The organism is Paenibacillus sp. GCM10012306 (assembly GCF_042649265.1).
Taxonomy (GTDB): domain Bacteria; phylum Bacillota; class Bacilli; order Paenibacillales; family Paenibacillaceae; genus Paenibacillus_AQ.
The window spans coordinates 133,867-154,017 of sequence record NZ_JBHRYW010000006.1; the positions used below are offsets into that span (position 1 = coordinate 133,867).

13 protein-coding genes and 1 riboswitch are annotated in these 20,151 nt (G+C 48.7%); of the genes, 8 read left to right on the forward strand and 5 right to left on the reverse strand.

The genetic code is table 11. The features are described from left to right. Positions 1-308: 308 nt before the first annotated feature. From ACFORK_RS15130 to ACFORK_RS15155, 6 genes are all read left to right on the forward strand, one after another. A complete protein-coding gene (locus ACFORK_RS15130) occupies positions 309-4,604 on the forward strand; it encodes a discoidin domain-containing protein (RefSeq protein ID WP_379200249.1) in 4,296 nt (1,431 codons plus the stop codon). A gap of 228 nt (positions 4,605-4,832) precedes the next feature. After that, positions 4,833-5,708: an ABC transporter permease gene (locus ACFORK_RS15135; RefSeq protein WP_379200601.1), complete on the forward strand. Its 876-nt coding sequence runs from the start codon at positions 4,833-4,835 to the stop codon at positions 5,706-5,708. A 63-nt stretch (positions 5,709-5,771) separates the two neighbouring features. Further along, positions 5,772-6,632, forward strand: coding sequence for a carbohydrate ABC transporter permease (locus tag ACFORK_RS15140; RefSeq protein ID WP_379200603.1), 861 nt, complete (start codon positions 5,772-5,774; stop codon positions 6,630-6,632). An 82-nt stretch (positions 6,633-6,714) separates the two neighbouring features. Continuing rightward, on the forward strand, positions 6,715-8,442 hold the full coding sequence (locus ACFORK_RS15145; RefSeq protein WP_379200251.1) for an extracellular solute-binding protein: 1,728 nt from the start codon (positions 6,715-6,717) through the stop codon (positions 8,440-8,442). Positions 8,443-8,512: 70 nt separating this feature from the next. Further along, on the forward strand, positions 8,513-10,084 hold the full coding sequence (locus ACFORK_RS15150; protein WP_379200253.1) for a response regulator transcription factor: 1,572 nt from the start codon (positions 8,513-8,515) through the stop codon (positions 10,082-10,084). Positions 10,085-10,089: 5 nt separating this feature from the next. Continuing rightward, positions 10,090-11,892 carry a cache domain-containing sensor histidine kinase gene (locus ACFORK_RS15155; protein ID WP_379200255.1) on the forward strand — a complete coding sequence of 601 codons (1,803 nt, stop codon included), beginning with the start codon at positions 10,090-10,092 and terminating at the stop codon, positions 11,890-11,892. 102 nt (positions 11,893-11,994) lie between these two features. Here the strand turns inward: ACFORK_RS15155 and ACFORK_RS15160 are convergent, their stop codons facing one another. From ACFORK_RS15160 to ACFORK_RS15175, 4 genes are all read right to left on the reverse strand, one after another. Further along, a complete protein-coding gene (locus tag ACFORK_RS15160) occupies positions 11,995-13,674 on the reverse strand; it encodes a CPBP family intramembrane glutamic endopeptidase (protein ID WP_379200258.1) in 1,680 nt (559 codons plus the stop codon). 137 nt (positions 13,675-13,811) lie between these two features. Next, positions 13,812-15,359: a hypothetical protein gene (locus ACFORK_RS15165; RefSeq protein ID WP_379200260.1), complete on the reverse strand. Its 1,548-nt coding sequence runs from the start codon at positions 15,357-15,359 to the stop codon at positions 13,812-13,814. Continuing rightward, entirely contained in the window at positions 15,356-16,087 is a 732-nt protein-coding gene (locus ACFORK_RS15170; RefSeq protein ID WP_379200262.1) for an ABC transporter ATP-binding protein, read from the reverse strand. Before ACFORK_RS15170 ends, ACFORK_RS15165 begins: the two co-directional genes overlap by 4 nt. After that, positions 16,087-16,470, reverse strand: a complete 384-nt coding sequence (locus ACFORK_RS15175; protein ID WP_379200264.1) for a GntR family transcriptional regulator — start codon at positions 16,468-16,470, stop codon at positions 16,087-16,089. The genes ACFORK_RS15170 and ACFORK_RS15175 overlap by 1 nt, the downstream gene beginning before the upstream one ends. 265 nt (positions 16,471-16,735) lie before the next feature. Next, positions 16,736-16,913, forward strand: a riboswitch (cyclic di-AMP (ydaO/yuaA leader). A gap of 111 nt (positions 16,914-17,024) precedes the next feature. Between ACFORK_RS15175 and ACFORK_RS15180 the strand changes: the two genes are divergently transcribed. Both ACFORK_RS15180 and ACFORK_RS15185 read left to right on the forward strand, forming a co-directional pair. Continuing rightward, the gene (locus tag ACFORK_RS15180; protein ID WP_379200266.1) at positions 17,025-18,362 is read left to right on the forward strand and encodes a TrkH family potassium uptake protein; all 1,338 of its coding nucleotides are present in this window, start codon (positions 17,025-17,027) and stop codon (positions 18,360-18,362) included. A 14-nt stretch (positions 18,363-18,376) separates the two neighbouring features. After that, complete coding sequence (locus tag ACFORK_RS15185; protein ID WP_379200268.1) at positions 18,377-19,042, forward strand: potassium channel family protein; 666 nt, start codon at positions 18,377-18,379, stop codon at positions 19,040-19,042. Positions 19,043-19,103: 61 nt separating this feature from the next. Here the strand turns inward: ACFORK_RS15185 and ACFORK_RS15190 are convergent, their stop codons facing one another. Then, on the reverse strand, positions 19,104-20,006 hold the full coding sequence (locus ACFORK_RS15190) for a LysR family transcriptional regulator (RefSeq protein ID WP_379200270.1): 903 nt from the start codon (positions 20,004-20,006) through the stop codon (positions 19,104-19,106). Between the last annotated feature and the right edge of the window lie 145 nt (positions 20,007-20,151).

The following is a 20,151-nucleotide window of genomic DNA, read 5'->3' on the forward strand; positions in this document are numbered from 1 at the left end:
TCAGGGGTCAGCCTTTTTGTTATATTAAATTTATAGTACGAAAGGCCTGCTTCTTTTTAGGCGAAGTTCACATGATTTGGAAGTTCGTGTAAAACTGCATGAAATCGTTGCTTTGTGTAATTGTATCCGCATACATAAACAAGTTATATTGGACACGAATTAATGAAAGCGCTTCAAGTTAGTGGCAATTTATAGCCTTTTTAACGTAAAGGAGAGGATGCCTCCCGCAGTTTATGAAAAGAAATGCAAGTGCAAGATCATAATTGGCCATTTTTTAAATGATCACATTTAAGGAGGATGTAATGTTAATGATACCATTCAGTAAGATGAACGGTAACAAAAGTACAAAGTTTATAGCGATGACGCTTGTATTATCCCTGCTTTTAAGTCTGGTGCTGGTTGCTCCGGAGCGGGCCGAGGCAGCACCTTCACATCTACTTTCCCTTGACAGACCGGCTTATGCGTCCGGCTCTGAAGGAAATAACACACCTGATCTCGCGGTGGACGGCAATACAACCTCACGCTGGAGCAGCTCTTGGGGAAATGCAAGCGACTGGATTTATGTTGATCTTGGCGCTTCAGCCCAAGTAGACAGGATTGTGCTGCGTTGGGAGGGCGCGTATGCCAAAGCCTATAAAATTCAAGTATCTCAAGATGAGCTGCAGTGGAACGATATTTATTCCAAGGTGAACGGTACCGGTGGCGTCGAAGATTTTGCAGTAAACGGCACCGGCAGATATGTACGACTTCTAGCTTCTGACAAAGCACTACCTCAATATGGCATCTCGCTCTTCGAGTTTGAGATTTACGGCACTGGTGGTGTGAATCCTCCACCGGTGGTCCTGGGACCGAACGTGGCCCTGAACCGTCCGGTTACGGCCTCTTCTTATGAACAGTCCCCTTACCTACCTCCGAATTCTACTCTGCCGCAGCTGGCAGTTGACGGGAACAAGGACACCCGCTGGTCTTCCAACCCGACAGATGACGAATGGATCAGAGTGGATCTTGGCAGTGTTCGCACGCTAGGCCGAGTGGTTATCGACTGGGAAGCGGCTGCAGGCCGCATCTATGATATCCAGCTCTCCAATGACGGGAACAACTTCACGACTATCTACCGCGAAATGCACGGCGACGGGGGAACACTCAATTTGCCTGTGTATGCCAGCGGTCGTTACTTGCGGATGAAGGGAATCGCCCGGGCAACTACCTTTGGCTACTCGATTTATGAATTCAAGGCCTATGATTATGTGGCAGGTGATCCGAAGCCGACTTACACCATTACCCCTTTGCCGACTCTTACTACAGTTCCAGTGGGACAGGGTAGTCATTCTATGAATAACAACTCGGTTCCACAGCCTAAATACCCGCTCTACAAAGCGGATAATCTGAACGCACCACTGCCGTCGAATGACTGGTGGCAGTCGATTATGGTCAACAAGCTGGGCAATGGCATTATTACCCTGCCGCTTAAATCCAAGTATACCAAGCAAGGACTTAGCGTATTGAACCCTGGTGCCGGCTATTTAAGTGCGGACGGAAAGGCACAGGAAGCGGCAGGCAGTCCGGACCTGTACCTCATGTCCAGCAACATCAATACCTCCTCGATGACCAATCGCATCACTGGCTATGGAGACTGGTCCGCAACTGCAGTACTGAGTGATGGAGCTGTAGAGAAGCTGAAAACCACCTTTGTAAAAGGATCGCCGTATCTTTTCTCGGAATTCAGTGATCCGAATAGCCCTGAACTCTATCTGCCTGCTTCGGTCCGCTTCTTCAATGATCAGAATACAGAAATTTTGGCGGCTGATGGCTCGTCGATCACTGCGGATCATATCGGACTGGAAATCACCAATTCCAATGGTGCACCTACGCCTGCGATGGTAAAAAGAACATATGGTGTGTTCGCTCCTCCGGGCACAACGTTCAAGAAGGTAGGCGCCAAGCTAAAAATTCAACTGGGACAGGGCCAGAACTATTTGTCACTGGCAGCTATTCCGAAGAATGCTGATCTCAGCTATTACCACCAGCACGCATATGCTTTTGTAACCGATACCAAAGTAGTATACAGCTTTAATGAGACCACTTCCGATGTAACGACGGATTTTAATGTGACTACACAGCTGAAACGCTCAGGGTTTGCGAATACAACCCTTATGGCGCAGCTTCCACACCAATGGAAAGTAACAGCTACACCGCTGACAGCACTGTCCTATCCATCCATCCGGGGCACAATGAAAGTGAGTGAAGGCAACACCTTCCGGACCGTAGACAAGTTCTACGGCATCGTACCGCAGTTCACCGAACCGGATGATCCGACCTATTCACGTCAGACGCTGCTGAACCAATTGGCGATACTGGACACAGATACGGCAACTGATCTCATGAAAGCCGATGCCTATTGGCAAGGCAAGAAGCTTCACCCGCTGGCGATGGGCGTACTGATCGCCGATCAGATTGGCAATGACCATTACAAGAATCTGTTCCTGTCCAGAATGAAGACGATTCTTGCGGACTGGTACACATACACAGCGGGCGAATCGGATTACTTCTTCGATTACAATTCTGATTGGGGCACGCTGATCTACAAGACCAGTGAGTTCGGGGCCAACTCCGGCATTACCGACCATCACTTTACCTATGGCTATTATGTATTCGCCTCCGCAGTACTGGCGACTTTCGATAATGATTTCAAGAATAAATACAGCGGCATGGTTGAGGAGTTGATCCGCGATTATGCCAACCCGTCCAAGACCGATCCTAAGTATCCGTACATGCGCAGCTTCGATGCTTATGAAGGACACTCATGGGCTGGCGGTTATGCCGACAATGACAGTGGCAACAACCAGGAAGCCGCCGGAGAGTCATTGTTCGGTTGGGTTGGACAATACATGTGGAGTGCCCTGACTGGGCAGAAGAATTACCGCGATGCTTCCATCATGGGCTTCACCACTGAGCTGAATGCAGTCAAGCAATACTGGTTCAATTATGACAATGACAATTGGCTTCCAAGCTACACTCATAAGACAGTAGGGCAGGTCTATGGCAGCTCCAACTTCTTTGGTACCTTCTTCAATGGTAATCCGGTATATGTATACGGTATCCACTGGCTGCCGACCTCAGAATATTTGACCAGCTATGGTTTTGAAAAAGAAACTGCCAAAGTTGCCGGGCTGTACAGCGGTTTTGTCACCGACAACGGCGGTCCGGAACAGGATTGGTACCATATCGTATGGCCGATTCAGGCGCTGAGCGATCCGCAAGCGGTACTCAATAAATGGAATCCTGCTCCTGTACAGCAGAATGAGTTGTTCAATACCTACTGGTTCGTGCATAGTATGGCATCCCTAGGAAAGCGCAGCACCGATATTTGGGCGACCAACGGACAAAGTGCCACTGTATATAAAAAAGGAACTACTTACCAGGCGTTAATCTGGAATCCGACTGATGCCGAAATTACCGTTACGTTCCGTAATGCAAGCGGTGTCACCGGTTCTGCTAAGGTAGCACCCAAGAAACTAGTTAAGGTAGACCCGACTAAAAATACGACAGGCAACGGTCCGACTGGCCCGAATCTGGCTTTGAACAAGACGGCGACATCCTCGCCGAATCCGAAAACGTTGGCACGCTATGCGTTTGATGGCGACCCTGGCACCAGATGGGAATCCGACTTCAGCGATCCTCAGTTTATCCAGGTTGATCTTGGCTCCTCCAGAACCATCAACTATATTGTTCTGAATTGGGAGGGCGCTTACGCGAAGTCATATAGAATTGAGACTTCCGTGAACGGAACTAGCTGGAATCAAGTCTATTCTACAACGACAGGTGCCGGCGGCATTGAAAGACTGAGCCTTAATCCTACAACCGCCCGCTATGTCAAATTGACAGGAACCGAGCGTGGCACCCCTTACGGTTACTCGCTATGGGAGTTTGAAGTCTATGGAACCGGAGCCAATCTGCTTGCAGCACCGGCCCTTACGGCGGATTCTTCAGCCAGCGTGGACAGTCAACCAGTCAACATTACTTTCCCTGATAGCCCAGCCTGGAGAAAGGCTGTAGATACCATTAAGGTGGACGACAAGGAGCTGACAGCAGACCAGTTTACGATAAATGCAGGTCAAATCGTACTGGATGGCGCGCTGTTCGAAGCTGCCAAAGATTATGAGATTACCGTGGAAGCCTCTGGATATGAAGAGGCCGCTGTACAGCAGCCTGTGGCAGAAGCCAATACGGTAAACCTCGCGCTGCACAAACCCGCGACCTCATCGCCTGATTCTGTTTCGGCCGCCGTATATGCCGTGGACGGAGATCCTGGAACCCGCTGGGAGTCGGCCTACAGTGATGCCCAGTTCATTCAGGTAGACCTTGAAGCGGTGAAGACCGTTAGCCGCGTAGTGCTGGACTGGGAAGGGGCTTATGCCAAGGCGTATACGATTGAGCTGTCAGTGGACGGCAAGACCTGGACACTGGTGCATAACACCAAATCAGGCAAAGGCGGACTGGAGCAGATCAACTTCAATCCGGCAGAGGCTCGTTATGTACGCGTGAACGCTCAGGAGCGAGGTACCAATTATGGGTATTCTTTGTGGGAGTTATCCATCTATTAATAAAAATTACAAGACCGTTGATTATGTAAAATAATCGTTAATTCTTCTCGTAGAGATCGCTTTCACTTTAGCGGTAAGATAATAGCATCAAATGAAAGAAATGGTGATGCTATGAAAAAAGAAACGATACCCAGTGGCGTACCGGGCAAGGCGTATAAACCCTTGAGCACGAAAGCTCCGGGCACGGGAGTCTGGAGCAGGTTCGCTCGGCAGTGGGATTATCAGCTCATGATTCTTCCCTCGATTATATTCATTCTGATCTTCAGCTATATTCCGATGTGGGGCGTGCTTATGGCCTTTAAGGAATACAATATGTTCGAGGGATTTTCTGCTAGTCCGTGGGTCGGGACGATGCACTTCCGGATGTTCTTTGAATCACCGGAGTTCTGGAGCATTGTCAGAAATACTTTTGGCATCAGCTTGCTGAAGCTTCTGATCGGGTTCCCGGCGCCGATTATTTTGGCTCTCATGTTAAATGAAGTGAAAAATATAGTATTTAAAAGCATTGTTCAGACCGTTACGTACATTCCTCACTTTATCTCCTGGGTCGTTGTATCCGGCCTGGTATTCTCGATGCTAGCTGTAGATAATGGTGCGGTGAATGAAGTTTTGGTCAAGATGTCTCTGATTGATAAGCCAATCAACTGGCTGTCCATTCCAGAATACTTCTGGGGCATTCTCGTATCTGTAGGCGTTTGGAAGGAAATCGGGTTTGGTTCCATCGTCTATATGGCAGCTATTGCCGGGATTGATCCAGCGATGTATGAAGCAGCTTCCATTGATGGGGCGAGTAAATTTAAGCAAATCTTCAAAATTACAATTCCGAGCATTGCGCCGGTTATCACGATTTTCCTGCTGCTTGGTGTAGGTAATATCCTGAATGCAGGCTTTGAAGATATCTTGCTGCTGACCAAAAATCTGAATAACGGTATTCTGATGCCTTATGCACAGACGGTAGATACCTATGTATATCAAATGGGGATTCTGAACCAACGTTATTCATACGCGACCGCAGCCGGATTGCTTAAATCGGTGTTGAGCGTACTTCTTCTCTATGTTGCCAATACCATCTCACGCCGTTTTGGCAAAGCCAGTCTCTGGTAGGCCCATTCGGTTCTCATCAAGAAAGGAGGACACTTCTTGAAAAGCAGTCGTTCTGATAAAATCATGCATGGGATTATTTATGTCATACTAATCTTTCTTGCCTTCATTACTTTTTATCCATTCTGGAACTCATTAGTAATCTCGTTTAACAACGGAAGTGATACAGCGCTCGGCGGTGTTACATTCTGGCCCCGTTCGTTCACTTTAGAGAATTACAATATCGTCTTCAAGGAAGATAACATCTTCAGAGCTTATATGATTACCATTATGCGGACGATACTTGGTACAGCGTTATCCATGTTCTTCACATCACTCTTTGCTTACGGTCTTTCCAAGAAAGGCATTGTGTTCAAGAAATTTTACATGATCATCTGTATCGTTACAATGTACTTCACCGGAGGATTGATTCCTTACTTCATCCTCATCTACCAGATGCACCTTTACAATACGTTCACGTTTTTGTTAATTCATGGTATGGTCAATGTATTTAACATGATTATCTTCCGTACCTTCTTTGCAGAGCTACCTGACGGACTTGAGGAATCAGCTAGGATTGACGGAAGCTCGAACTTTGGTGTATTTTTCAAGATTGTACTACCGATCTCTGGACCTGTTATGGCGACACTCGGATTGTTCACCGCCGTTGGATTGTGGAATGACTGGTTCACACCGGCCATCTTTATCAGCGATCAGAATCTGATCCCACTGCAAACGCTGCTTGTCCAGATCATTAATGCAGGCGCTACCGCGAGTCTGATGAGTAATCTGAACTCGTATGCGCAAAGTCTGGTGCAGAACACAGTGACGGTTAAGGCATTGCAGATGGCAACGATGATGATTGCTACGCTGCCGATTCTAATGATCTATCCGTTCCTGCAAAAGTTCTTCGTCAAGGGCGCATTGGTAGGATCACTGAAAGAGTAGTATCAATGGTTATCTGTGGGGGCAGCTTCGGCTGCCACCCACTAATGACATATTAAACTGTAAATGTGAGAGGGGTTATGAAATGAACAAAAATAAGATAGGGCAAGTATTGCTTGTTAGTGCTTTGGCTACAAGTATGCTCGCTGCTTGCTCCAGTAACAACAATAATGCTGCGCCTGAAGCAAGTCCCGCTGCAACCAACACAGAGAAAAGTGCAGAAAATACAGGAACCAACACAACTCCTACCAACAGTCCAGCAGCTGAAGCTGAAGACGCAGCTGCAAAAGTGAAACCGGTTACGTTCACAAGTTTTGTCAATTATGACTGGTACACTGCACCAACATGGGCAGAAAGACCGCATGGTCAATGGATTACAGAGCATCTCAAGGTTACACTTGATCCGGTACAATCTAACGGCGCTGCAGCTCAAAAGCTGAATGCTATGATCGTATCCAATCAATTGCCTGACAATATTATTTTGGACCGCGGTAAAGACGTGGAGCGTCTGCAAAAAGCAGGAAAGCTGGTTGCAATCGACCCTTACCTGGAGAAGTATCCTGAGTTTGTAAAGAATGTAGGCGAGGAAACGCTGAACATGCTGCGCAGTGAAGATGGCAAGCTGTATCAGATTCCGAACTGGTACATCAGCGGTAAGAACGGTAATGGTAACGCAGCATATCTCGTAGAGAAGAAGACCTATAAAGCGCTTGGATCTCCTAAACTTGAAACATGGGATGACCTTGAGTCCTACCTGAAGCAAGTCAAAGAAAAATTCCCTAACATGGTGCCGATTGACTTTGGTGAAACTCGTGATGGCGCTGATTTACAAATGATCGGTATGTTTTACAGTGGTTCAGCGGATGACCGTACACCTGGTTTTATCTCTCCGGGATCGGGCCAAATTTTCGGGGTACCAAACGGCGCTGAGCTGACTTCGGTCTACCAGGATCAAGGCTTTAAGGATACTGCCCTGTATGCAAGCAGATTGTTCCGTGAAGGTCTGACTTCCCAGGATTTGCTGACCCAAACACGTGATCAGGTGCTTGAGAAACTGAAAACCGGTAAAATCGCTGTATTCGGCGCTTATGACGCAGTAGTTGAAGGTATCGGACGCGAAGCGAACAACCTGCTGACTGCTAAAGATCCTGAAGGTGGCTACGAGCCAATCTGGCCTGTACACAAAGAAGGCGTAGACAAGGATAAAGTCTATCCTTCCGGCTACAACACATTGGGTTGGAACGTAAACGTAATTACTACCAATGCAAAAGATCCTGAAGCTATCTTCTCGTACATGAACTGGGCAACCAGCCCTGAAGGACAACAAGTATTATTCTTCGGGCCTCCTGGATTATTTTATGATAAAGTAGAAGATGGAGTACCTATTCCAAATGATGCTTATATCCATCGCGATCCTAAGAAATACGATGAATTGAAAATTGGCGAATTTAACTGGTACGGAAATACTTCCTATGTTGATAAAGTAAAAGCAGAGCGCGAGAAGCTGCTGCCTTCCGAAGCACAGGATTGGACGACACTGGCTCAGTCCACCGTATCTTTCAAGACTTCCAAGAACATCACCGAGTTCTCGAATCTTGATCCAGCTCCTAACTCCGAAGAGGGTATCATTCTGCAACGTTTGAAAGACCAATACGCTCAGGTTCTGCCTAAGATCATCTTCGCGAAGAGCGACGAAGAAGTGCTTCGTTTGATCGAGGAAACTGACAAAGAAGCAGCTAAGATGGGTTATGATAAAGTTCTGAAATGGAAAACAAATGTATGGCAACAAAATCTCAGCAAAATTAAAGGCTAACGCCAGTTAAGGCGGGAAAAAGAGGACACAATCCGTGCCCTCTTTTCCTCATGAAGGGGGAGGGATTGTCATGTATAGGGCCGTGCTTGTGGACGATGAGAATTATGATCTGGAGGGGCTTCGCTGTCTCATCCCCTGGAATGACCTTGGGATCGAGGTAGTTTGTAGTGAGAACAAGGCGCTTGCTGCGCTTCAGTTTATTGAGAACCATGATATTGATTTGCTGATCACCGACATTAAAATGCCGGTGATTTCTGGCATTGAGCTATCACGCAAGGCTCTGGAGAAGAATCCGGGCATCAAAACTGTCTTTATCAGCGGCTATCAGGATTTCCATTATGCCAAGCAGGCGCTTGATCTTAAGGCGCATGGCTATATTCTGAAGCCGGTTGATGATGAGGAGATCGTGACGGTTCTCAAGACGGCTATTGCAGAACTGGACAGTGAACGTGTCAAGCGAAGTGAAGATACCAGTGTCATGACCTCGTTTGAGTTCATCAAGAGCGATGTGCTGAGGCATTTACTGGAGGGGACGATTGATCAGGAGACCTTTGCTGCTTTTCTGGCACGATATCCAATGGATTTAGTTTTTACAAGCGCTTACGCGGTGCTCATTGAGGCCGATGATGTACTGTTACGGATCGGCGAGAATCCGGAAGCCGGAAATGCTGCGCTGGACGATCTCTATAGCTATATCGCCAACCGACTTGAGGTAGCGGGTACCGGTAAAATATGCCGTTTCAACCGCTCACAAATTGGGCTGATCTATACCTCGGAGCCAGACCTACTGGAATTGCAGTTGCAAAAGCTGGTGCAAGAGGTGCGTGAGGGGACCTCGTTTACGATAACTGTAAGCTATGGAAGTCAGGTGACTTCATTAGAAGAGTTGCCGCTCTCTTTTTCCCAAGCCAAGACCTTTATGAACGGCAAAATGTTCATCGGCAAGAACCGGGTCATCCACCCCGTAATGAACAAGTCAGGAATGACTAAAGACATCAAGGATCTCAGTGTTGTGCTAGAAGCCATGTTTGGTGCGATGGCCGGATACAGACTGATTGATATTTGCGACTGTATTGATGAGCTGTTCGAAGTGGCCGCCGAATTTGAGCATCCGGTTAAGGTATACAACTTCTCTATTCACATTGCAACCCGGCTTGAAGCTTACCTGGGAACACTGAATGAGACCTATGAGAGTCTCCTCGGCTGGGGTATCCAGCAAATGGATGTAATACATAATTTAGAAACTGTTGAGGACATCAAACGGTGGCTTCGCAATACGTTGTTCCAAATCTCGGAGATTCTGTTTATGAAGAAGCAGCATAAGAACCGGCGTTTAATGGAGCACATTGAACAGTACATCAAGGAGAAGCTGTCTGATAACCTGACGCTGCGCGAGGTGGCCAACCATTTTGCCTATTCTCCGAATCACCTGGGTGTAATGTTCAAGGAGCACATGGGAGAAAGCTTCAATGAATATCTGGTCCGCATCCGTATGGAAAAGGCGATTACCCTGCTGGATCAGCACCAATTCAAGATTTATGAGGTGGCTGAGAAGGTGGGCTACAAGAATATTGCCTATTTCAGCAGACAATTCCGTGAGTATTTCAACATTACCGCCGCAGACTACAGAAAGCAGAGTTGATCTTCATGAAGAGACGCTTTCCTTCCTCTTATATGCCTTTAGGCTACAAGCTGTTGATATCCTATTTGCTGCTGGTGCTGACTCCGGTCATTGGCATCGGCAGTTATGCGTACATCTCTTCCGTAAATACGATTGCCGAGCATACTCGAAGTAATCTTGAAGTTACCGTGAAGCAGGTCGGCAGCAATGTTGATTATCGCTTGAAGGACCTGATTCGCAGCTCAGATGAGATCTACACGGATCAGACGTTGTCACGTTATTTGACTGGTTATCATTCGGGGTGGGAAAAATACAATATTATGTCCCAATACATTCTGCCCAAATTGGAGAATGCCGCCAACCTGCCTAACCAGGAAGTGATGCTGTCCCTGTATGTGGATAACCCGAATGTAAGTGAGTATTACTATCTTAGCGAGTATTACTATAGTGATAACAATTCGAAAAGCGCGGGACAGGGAGGACGCAAGTATGCACTGTTCCACACCCAGCGGATTCAGAATACGGAATGGTATCGATCACTGGATCTGCATTTTGGCTCAGCTGAGTGGAAGCAGGTGGACAAGGACAGGGAGACGGGTAGCATCTCTTATCTCCGGCCACTGATCAATTACGATTCCTTGCAACTGAGCGGCCTGTTCAAAATGACGGTGAATATGAAGTATATTTTCTCCGACGTAGATACTGGACATCTGGGTGAGGACAGCATCCTCTTTATAGTGGACGATAAGGATCATCTGCTGTTCTCCAGCTCGAAGAATCTGGTAGACCCGGCGATGCTGTCTGGTGCTGCCAATGGGGATATCGTCAAACCTGACTCTTATATGGAGATTAAGACTCCAATTGATAACATGGCGGCGAGCATAGTAGCCTGGGTCCCGTATTCTTCATTGAAAAAGAACTCCGAACAAGTCCGTAATGTGACTATATTGATCTGCGTATTGATTCTGGCGTTACTGTTCGTGATCAGTATTATTATGTCCCAGTATTTCTCGCGGCGGTTCATGAAGCTGACGGCCTCTCTGAAGTCTTTCCAGGAGGGGAACTTCCACAAGCGAATGCCGATTCAAGGGAACGATGAATTTTCAGAGATTGGCAGTGCCTTCAATGATATGGCGTCGACCATACAGCGCTTGATCGATGAAGTGTATGTCAGCAATCTGGAGAAGAAGGAAACGGAGCTGCAGGTGCTTCATTCCCAGATGAATCCGCATTTTCTGTACAACACCTTCTCATCGATTAGCCGGATGGCGAAGCTGGGGGAAATTGATAAGCTGCACGAGATCGTACGGGCTTTGGCCAGATTCTACCGCCTTTCCTTGCATCGCGGAGATATGATCATTCCGATTGAGCAGGAGATTCAGATCGTGGAATCCTATCTGGAGATTCAGAAGATCAAGAACGCTGATCGAATCAAAGTGACGTATGAGATTGATCCGGAAGTGATGGAATATGAGACGGTGAAGTTTATTTTGCAACCTTTTGTGGAAAATGCTCTGGAGCATGCTTGGTACGATGATGAGATTTCGATTATTATTCGTGCGTACTCTGAAGGCGAGGACTTATGCTTCGAGGTAGAAGATAATGGACTTGGTATGAAGGAAGAGATCATCGAACTGGTGTTGGATCCGACAGACAAGGGGATTGGTTATGGCATCCGCAATGTAGATCAGCGCATTAAGCTGCAGTATGGCAAGGAATACGGTGTAATTATCAATAGCTCGCTGGGTGAGGGAACGGTCATTCAAATCCGCTTTCCCTCCCGTTTGCCCGGCAAGGATACGAAAGGTGGACACGGCTTGATGATGTAATCGAAGCTGTGGTACCAATCTCTACATTTAAAAGGGATGTTCCAAATAAAAGGGATGCTCCAAAGGCCGGAGAACGAACGGCCTTTAGGAGCATCCCTTTCTTTATATCATTGAATTGGAGATTTCTGTATCGTGCGGGGTCTTGGGTCGGTTAAACAAGTAGACGATATAAGCCACCAGGAGGGGCATCACGATGGCAAAGACGCCTGCCCACATATTGACACTCTCCTTCATGAAGATCAGCGTCACGCCCATTAGAATGCTGTCAAACACGACATGGCTGAACATGACGGCGATAAAGCCGTAGCGCAGGAAAATGTAGCTGAACAGCAGTCCGATTACAGTTAGCTCAATCGGGCGCGAGGAGATCGGATAGATCGGGTACAGCGTATGCCCGAAAGCCCAGATGAGGGTTGTGATCAGGCTGGCGACCAACGTGCTGCGTACGATTTTCTTCAGCATGCGGATCCCGAACAGACGGTATACGGCCTCCTCAGACAGACCCGCCAGCCAGGCTACGACCGGCAGCAGCCAAGCGTACCTCATATTATAAGGTGACTGGCTGGCATCGGTGGTCGACCAATTATGCAGGGTGAGCGACAGGAGGATGAACATTAGTGTTTGTACCCCAAGCAGGATAAAGGCCCAGACGTACCCAGCACGAATGCTGTCCAGCACATATTTGCCGTATCCCGGCTCTTTGGCACGAGGCCACGGGTTCATCCCTTCTTCTTTACGCCAGAGGCCGTCTCCGCCGACTAGTGAGAAGTAGAGAAGGCAAGACATCAGCAGGCTGTACAGCGCATAAATCACGAACATCACAATGGCTGTAACCCGTGCCTCGACATTATCCCCTGAGGTCTCCGGTAGCATGTTGTACGTGGTGGCCATCATGATCAGAAAATGAACGGTGCTGAGGAAGAGGCCGCGCTTGAAGGAGGTATGACTCCGCTTCAGAATGCTGTAGATTAGGGCCAGCACGCCCAGGGCGATGGTCGGTAGGCCATAGCCGTACAAGGTCAGCTTCGTAGCAAGCGACTTCTGGCTGTCCACGTACGAGGTATGCCAGCTTGGTGCTGCAAATCCAGGCTTGAAGGAGGAGACATCCCCTCCGTCAAAAGTAAATTGATACTGCAGGCGTGATTCTCCTACAGTGACTGAGCTGTCCGTGTACGTCAGTCCGGAACTGCCGCTGCTATTAGGCTCAATTTGTAGCTTGGCAGGATTGACGCCCCATTCCTTAAGCCAGGGACGAGCTAGCTGTTCCTTCTGGGCCAAGGACAGTGGCGCCGCTTCCTCGCTCGCGGCAATGGATTGAGGCCGGGTTCGAGAAGTGCCGCCAGTGACGGCTGCCCCACGGGCAAAGCTGACAGCCTGCCCGGTATACATGTTGAGATTCACGGTCAGAAGAGCACCATTCTGACCTGCGGGTGTGAAGGCCGCATGGTACACATCGTAAGGATAATGCTGGTCCAGTTTCTTTTTGCTATAGTCCTCCAGCAGCTTCTCCCGGGACATATAGCCGAAGAAGGAAGAGTCGGATTCGTAGGTGATATTCCATTCTCCATCCGTGACGGTATAACCTAGCTTCTGTGCCGCGAATACTGCGGCGTTACTCTTGGCTACGTCTTTACTGATTACTGCGGTACTTCCTTCAGGTACACCCCCGAGTAGGGAAGGAAACACTTGGAACATAATGAACAGGGCAATGCCTATGATGCCCGAAATAATAAGCCCTTTGGAGAGAGGACGCTGCTTAAGGGGCTGGCCGACGGGATTCATATAACGCCTCCTTTTGGTTGAACTCGTGTACTATGGCATTACTTGCAATACTGTATAAATGAGGGCAATCAGATTATTTTGCTTGTCTACAATCTTCTAACAAGTATTCTTACGCAAAGGGACCTGTTTTTATGATTTTAAAGTTTCTTCTGTACAGCCGTCTCATTACGTTGAGCTATAACCAGGTGAAGATATTTGGCCCCGACAGGGAGGCAGGCTATGGCAAGCGGTAATCCGATCAAGGTTACCCAGCCAAGCAGCTGCCAATCCGGCGACTGTCCGAGCTGTACATTTTCCGGGATCAGGGTATTATTTACAATCGTTTGTTGAAGCGCAATGATCAGATACAGTGGAAAGAGGAGAGCACTCAATATTCTTGATTTCATTAGATAGTAGCTGATTTGCAGCAGACAGAGAGACAGGGTGAGCAACAGTGTTGACGTCAAGACGATATATGCGAACCAATGCAGATAATTCGTCACATCAGCAAGATGTATTCTACCCCCTGCGAGAGATGCTCCAATTCCGGCTAGAGTTGCTATGCCCATCATCAGATGGATTCGAAGGACGGTGACCATTGTTGCGGCGATATTGGAGGCCATAAGCAGAAGTCTGGGTTGTGGAAAAGAGAGTCGCCAATTTAGTTGCTTGTGTTCCACCCCACTCTTGCACATGAGCCATACGGAAGCTGCCACTACAGGCACGATAAATTGCAGCTTGGTCAGAGTGATTACAAACTGATCGTCTCTTGGAAACAGGTAGAACAAGATAAAAGATCCAGCAAGAACAACTCCCTTGATCACTTTAATGGGTATTAATGCTTCAAAATGTTGCAGACGGCTGCGCTCCAGTTGATACAGTGCCCGGAATCCGGAAGAATACCGGTACGACTTCACGGTGTTCTGCTCTTTAACAACCGGAAGCTGTACTGCCAAGAAATTGTAGCGGATCTCACTCATTCTTTCGAGACCAGCCTTAGCAATCCATTGGATCAGCATATAGCTTAGAGGCCAGCCAATCAGCAGAATACCTAGCGAATACAGCAGTATATAGGACGGTTTCAGGGACTGTAATTGCGCACCGTTCAAAGCAGCAGAATTTAAGTACGTAGCCAAAGCCATCAACGGCGACAGCCATAATAATGAAAAGGGGATGAGCAGCAGCAGTTTCCAGCCCATAAGAATGGTTCCTGCCAGCAGTCCGCATACAATGGCGAGCGGAAGGATGGAGGCCGTAAACAGTGCATGAGCGACTAATGTTAGGACAAGATCTTTAAACGGAAAGTACCCATAGTGTCCCGTCAGGCTGAAGAGCACATACAGTCCGATATTAGAGGTGATAACGATGGAACCGAGATACAGTCCATGTCTAAACAGGCTTATCGCCTTGGCATACAGCAGTAGCTTCCGAGGGTGTGGGAAATTCAGAATCCACTCCCGGCTGCCATGAGCTGTGAACAACAGCATGTCGACTGCAGAAAGATACATGATGATTCCTACTATAAAAATGGTGCCTGCTGTAAACGGAGCCTGCAGAGAAGGTTGTCTACTATGAAAGAGATACCATCCGATGCTTACGAGCAGAATAAATAGAGCTACAGTGATTCCCCAAAAAGATTTTCGGCCCCATTTAAAAGGATTATAGCGACTGTACTCCAGGTCTGTTAACGCTCTAAGCGCTGTCATGCGAACACTTCCCTGTAACGTGATTCAACGGAAAGACCAGACTGGCGAAGCTGCTCTACATCCTCAATACCATGAATCCGTCCGCCACCGATCAAGATTAGACGATCAAACAGCAGCTCCATCTCCCGGATATCATGTGTAGCAATCAAAAAGGTACGCTCACCATCAGCCATCTCTCGCACAACTGTGGATGCAATTTCCTCTCTGGAAATGAGGTCCACACCAGTGAAGGGTTCATCGAGTATAACTAGCGGAGCTTTGCGGGACAGGCAGGTCAGCAGCTGCAGCCGGGCTTCTTCCCCGCGTGACAAGGTCGAGATGCGGGATTCTCTCTTGACGGAGAGCTGCCCCATTAGCTGCTCTGCCTTCACATTGTCCCAATCGGGATAAATACCTTCGGCAAAGTGGAGCCAGCGTTGTACGGTCAGCCAGCCGGGCAGATTGCTGCGATCCGGCAACAGGGATAACTGTCCTAGACGCTCTACCCCAGCAGGTTCACCGAAGATCTTCACGGAGCCGGAGTCTGGTGCAGCGAGTCCAGTAATCAGGCGTAATAAGGTAGACTTGCCCGCACCGTTGGGGCCAAGCAGTCCCGTGATACTACCCCGGGGAATATGAAAGCTTACGTCGTCCAAAAGTGTCTTTTTCCTCACGCGAAGCGTTAGGTTCTGACATTGGACGGCTGCCGGGTATTCTGGCAGTGATGAAATATCGTTATTCGTACGCATCAAGATTCCTCCTTATCAAATTGTAGCATCTGCTCTGCTGTCAGCCCCAGGCTGGCACCCACAGCTTTAAATTGCCGCACGGCCTCCAGGATCATATCTTTGCGGGCCTCCTCGATGATGACCTCATCTCTCGTAACAAAGGTACCCTGTCCACGATAGGTGACGATCAGGCCCATCCGCTCCAGCTCCTGATAGGTTCTTGCAGCTGTAGTCGGATTCACGCTCCGATCGGCTGCCAAATCCCTCACAGATGGCAGACGCGAGCCAGGTGGGATAAGTCCGGTAACAATCCGGCCTCGGATGGCTTCGACGAATTGTTCATAAATGGGACGCGAGGGATTGATATGAAATTGCTGCGGTAGCAGCTCCAAAGATTCTTCCATGTCTTCCCCCTAAAAAAATGTGTATGGGTATGGGTCATACACTTGTTGTGTGTAGTGTATCATTCCTCACCATACAATTTCAAGGATTAAAAGTTCTATATATCCTTGAAACCGTGAAAAACGATGCAATTACAGGCAAGTCACGGAAAAGGAATGAGAACTGGGTCCCCTGCATTCGCGGTCTCTCTTTAAGACATTATTTTATCCAAATATACTTAATAGTGTCTTTGTGATGTCAGGACAGAACGTATATAATTTGAATGCAATTAGATATAAGCCGAATTTCAATTGAAAACGGGGGAACCATAAGAAGAGAAAGGCGCAAGCAGACGTAGGTTTGCCTGCCAATCTTCAGGGGTGAATTTCGTTCCGGGAACGAATAGGGCAGTCTGCAGTCGCCCGAATCCGTCAGCTAACCTCGTAGGCTTCAGAACACTGCAGGGACCAAGGGGAGAGGCATTGGTGTTCCAGTGCTTTTTTTGTTTGGCATCTAACGGAATACACCGTCAATTTATATAGTGAGAGGTGAGGATTTGGCCCCGCCATTCCCTAAGTTGAACCGTTTCACCATTTTTAAGCTTTCTCCACCCCAGACGCTGGTGCTCGGTTTTGCAGCGATTATCCTGATTGGCACACTGCTGCTGATGCTTCCGGCTGCCAGCCGGAGTGGACATTCATTGAACTTTATAGATGCGCTGTTTACAGCAACTTCCGCTACCTGTGTTACGGGTCTAGCAGTTGTGGACACTGGCACGTATTTCTCCCTTTTCGGACAGACCGTTATTATGATCCTGATTCAGGTTGGTGGCCTGGGCTTCATGACGATGGCAACACTCTTTGCTTTGGTCTTAAAGCGGAAAATCTCGCTGCGCGATCGGCTCATCCTGCAGGAGGCCATGAATCAGAGCTCAATGGAAGGGATCGTACGGCTCATCCGCCGGGTGCTGATCTATTCACTCATGATCGAGGGGAGCGCAGCGCTGCTGCTGTCGATACGCTGGGCGTTTGATATGCCGCTCGGCAAGGCGATTTATTTTGGACTATTCCATTCTATTTCCATGTTCAACAATGCAGGTTTTGACCTGTTCGGGCATTACCGCAGCCTGATGGGCTATGTCAATGATCCTGTAGTGAATCTGATTGTGATGTTCCTGATTGTCACCGGTGGCCTTGGGTTTATCGTACTCGCTGATCTTATTGATTATCGGCGCAAGCGCAGGCTGTCGCTGCATAGCAAGGTGGTACTGTCTACAACTGCAGCGCTGATACTGGCAGGGACGCTCGTCATTTTTGTGTTTGAATTTACGAATCCCCGGAGCATGGGCTCCTTGAATATTGGCGGTAAAATACTGGCTGCATTCTTCCAGTCGGTCACACCGCGTACGGCCGGGGCGAATACGCTGGATATTTCCGGGTTGCGCCAGGCTTCGCAATTTTTCATCGTAATTCTGATGTTCATCGGTGCTTCTCCCGGTTCTACTGGGGGCGGGATCAAAACAACGACCTTCACGATCATGATCGGCGCTGTAATCTCCATGCTGCGCGGGCGTGAGGATATTGTATTCTTCCGTTACCGGCTGGCGCAGGAGCGGGTGTTCAAAGCACTGACCATTACTTTGCTCGCTCTGCTGCTGATTGTCTCTGTATCCATGGTGCTCTCGACGACCGAGGAACGGGACTTTCTGGAGATTCTGTTCGAGACGACATCGGCTTTCGCGACCGTGGGGCTGAGCATGGGGTTGACTCCGGAGCTGTCGCTGGTTGGCAAAATTCTCATCTGCCTCACCATGTTCGCCGGCAGGCTGGGACTATTGACGCTGGCCTATGCACTCGGCCCAAAACAAGGTAAACCATTGTATCAATATCCGGAAGGCAAAATGATTATTGGATAAGGAGTTAACGGGAGATGAAACCACAGCAATTTGTAGTAATTGGGCTGGGACGTTTCGGTTCAAGTCTGGCGCTTGAGCTGATGGATATGGGCTATGAGGTGCTCGGAGTGGACCATCTGGAAGAACGGGTGGAGGAAATGAGCGACAAGCTCACCCATGCGGTGATGGCGGATGCCACGGACGAGGGGATTTTGCGTTCACTGGGTGTTAGGAATTTCGACTGCGGGATTGTAGCTATTGGCGATAATATGGAGCGCAGTATTCTGACTGCCATTCTGTTGAAGGAGCTTGGCGTTAAGCAGGTGGTCGCCAAGGCCATATCTATTCTTCATGGACGTGCCTTGAGCAAACTGGGCGTGGACCGGGTGATTTTCCCGGAGCGGGATATGGGAGTTCGGGTGGCCCACCAGTTGGTGACGCCCAATCTGCTGGATTATATCGAAATATCCAAGGATTATAAAATTGTCGAGATGAATGTGCCATCCTGTATGGACGGCAAGAGTCTGTCCCAGCTCAATACCCGCGCCAAATACGGGTGCAGCATCATTGCCATCAACAGGGAGAGCGGGATTATCGTCGCTCCGACTGCGCTGGATTCCTTGCATGAAGGTGACATTATGGTCGTCATCGGTTCCAATGAGGGCATTGACCAATTCGAGGAAGAAGCTGTTAACCTGTAATGATTGTTATGATAAAACCCGCCTGCGGACAAGCCGCAGGCGGGTTTTTTAAGGTCTCTTCTTAATCGGCCAGCTTTGGCAGGAACACTTCTTTCGTCACTTGCACCAGTGACCGGGCAGCACCACTGAGCCCACCGCCATCCCGGTAGATCAGACAGGTGGTCCGCTGGGTCTGCTCCAGCTCCTTGATATGCAGCGAGACGAGCCCGCTGCCATTCAGCAGCTCGGGACGCAGATATGATTTGGGCAGGAGCGCCGCGGTTTTGGCCGTCGGCAGCAGCCGGACGATAGCCTCGAAGGAATCGATCTCCATGCGCACATCGGGATCAATGCCGCAGCGCTGGAACAGATCGTCGGTCAGGCGGCGATACCAGGTTCCCTTGGAGAACAGGATCATCGGCAGACGTGAGAGATGGTCCATGCTCAGCTTGGGCAGCAGCGTGAGGGGATGCTGACTGGAGACCACCAGGCGGAGCTGATCCTCGAAGAGTGGAATGCAGCGCAGCCCCGGCTCCTGAATGGAGGAAGCGATAATTCCTACATCACACTTGCCCTCGCTGACCGAGGAGACAATCTCATGCGTTTTGCCGGTGATCAGCTTCAGCTCAGCAGCGGGATACTTCTCCATGTAGGTGTTGACCAGCGGTGGCAGTGTGGTCTGCAGTGTCGTCAGACTGGCCCCTAGCGTAACAAGCTGAGGTTCGCCTTCTTTGAACTTTGATAGCGCCTCCATAAATTTGGAACGCTGCTGCCGCTGTTCCAGTGCATAGGTGTAAGCCAGCCGGCCAACCTCAGTAAGCTCCAGGCGCTTGCCATAACGGCTGAACAAAGGCACCCCCAGCCTTTCCTCCAGCTTGGAGATTTTGCGGGAAAGGGCAGGCTGTGACAGGTTAAGCTGGCGTGAGGCCCGGTTCAGGCTGGAATGCTCCACCACTGCCGCGAATATATCCAGATCGTCAAACATAGTGTCTTCCTCCCGTAATAATACAAGGTATGACTCTGTCAGGATTGTGCCTTATTCTGCCGGTATAAGAAGTGATAAAAAGCATAGAACGATAAAAGGTTGAATCATAGATAGCCAGTATTTTCAGGAACTAAAAGGAAAAAGT

Coding starts and splice junctions, on each gene's coding strand:
- ACFORK_RS15130 (WP_379200249.1), top strand. CDS start 309: ATGATACCATTCAGTAAGATGAACGGTAACAAAAGTACAAAGTTTATA.
- ACFORK_RS15185 (WP_379200268.1), top strand. CDS start 18,377: ATGAAACCACAGCAATTTGTAGTAATTGGGCTGGGACGTTTCGGTTCA.
- ACFORK_RS15175 (WP_379200264.1), bottom strand. CDS start 16,470: ATGGAAGAATCTTTGGAGCTGCTACCGCAGCAATTTCATATCAATCCC.
- ACFORK_RS15150 (WP_379200253.1), top strand. CDS start 8,513: ATGTATAGGGCCGTGCTTGTGGACGATGAGAATTATGATCTGGAGGGG.
- ACFORK_RS15170 (WP_379200262.1), bottom strand. CDS start 16,087: ATGCGTACGAATAACGATATTTCATCACTGCCAGAATACCCGGCAGCC.
- ACFORK_RS15140 (WP_379200603.1), top strand. CDS start 5,772: ATGCATGGGATTATTTATGTCATACTAATCTTTCTTGCCTTCATTACT.
- ACFORK_RS15155 (WP_379200255.1), top strand. CDS start 10,090: ATGAAGAGACGCTTTCCTTCCTCTTATATGCCTTTAGGCTACAAGCTG.
- ACFORK_RS15165 (WP_379200260.1), bottom strand. CDS start 15,359: ATGACAGCGCTTAGAGCGTTAACAGACCTGGAGTACAGTCGCTATAAT.
- ACFORK_RS15190 (WP_379200270.1), bottom strand. CDS start 20,006: ATGTTTGACGATCTGGATATATTCGCGGCAGTGGTGGAGCATTCCAGC.
- ACFORK_RS15135 (WP_379200601.1), top strand. CDS start 4,833: ATGATTCTTCCCTCGATTATATTCATTCTGATCTTCAGCTATATTCCG.
- ACFORK_RS15145 (WP_379200251.1), top strand. CDS start 6,715: ATGAACAAAAATAAGATAGGGCAAGTATTGCTTGTTAGTGCTTTGGCT.
- ACFORK_RS15160 (WP_379200258.1), bottom strand. CDS start 13,674: ATGAATCCCGTCGGCCAGCCCCTTAAGCAGCGTCCTCTCTCCAAAGGG.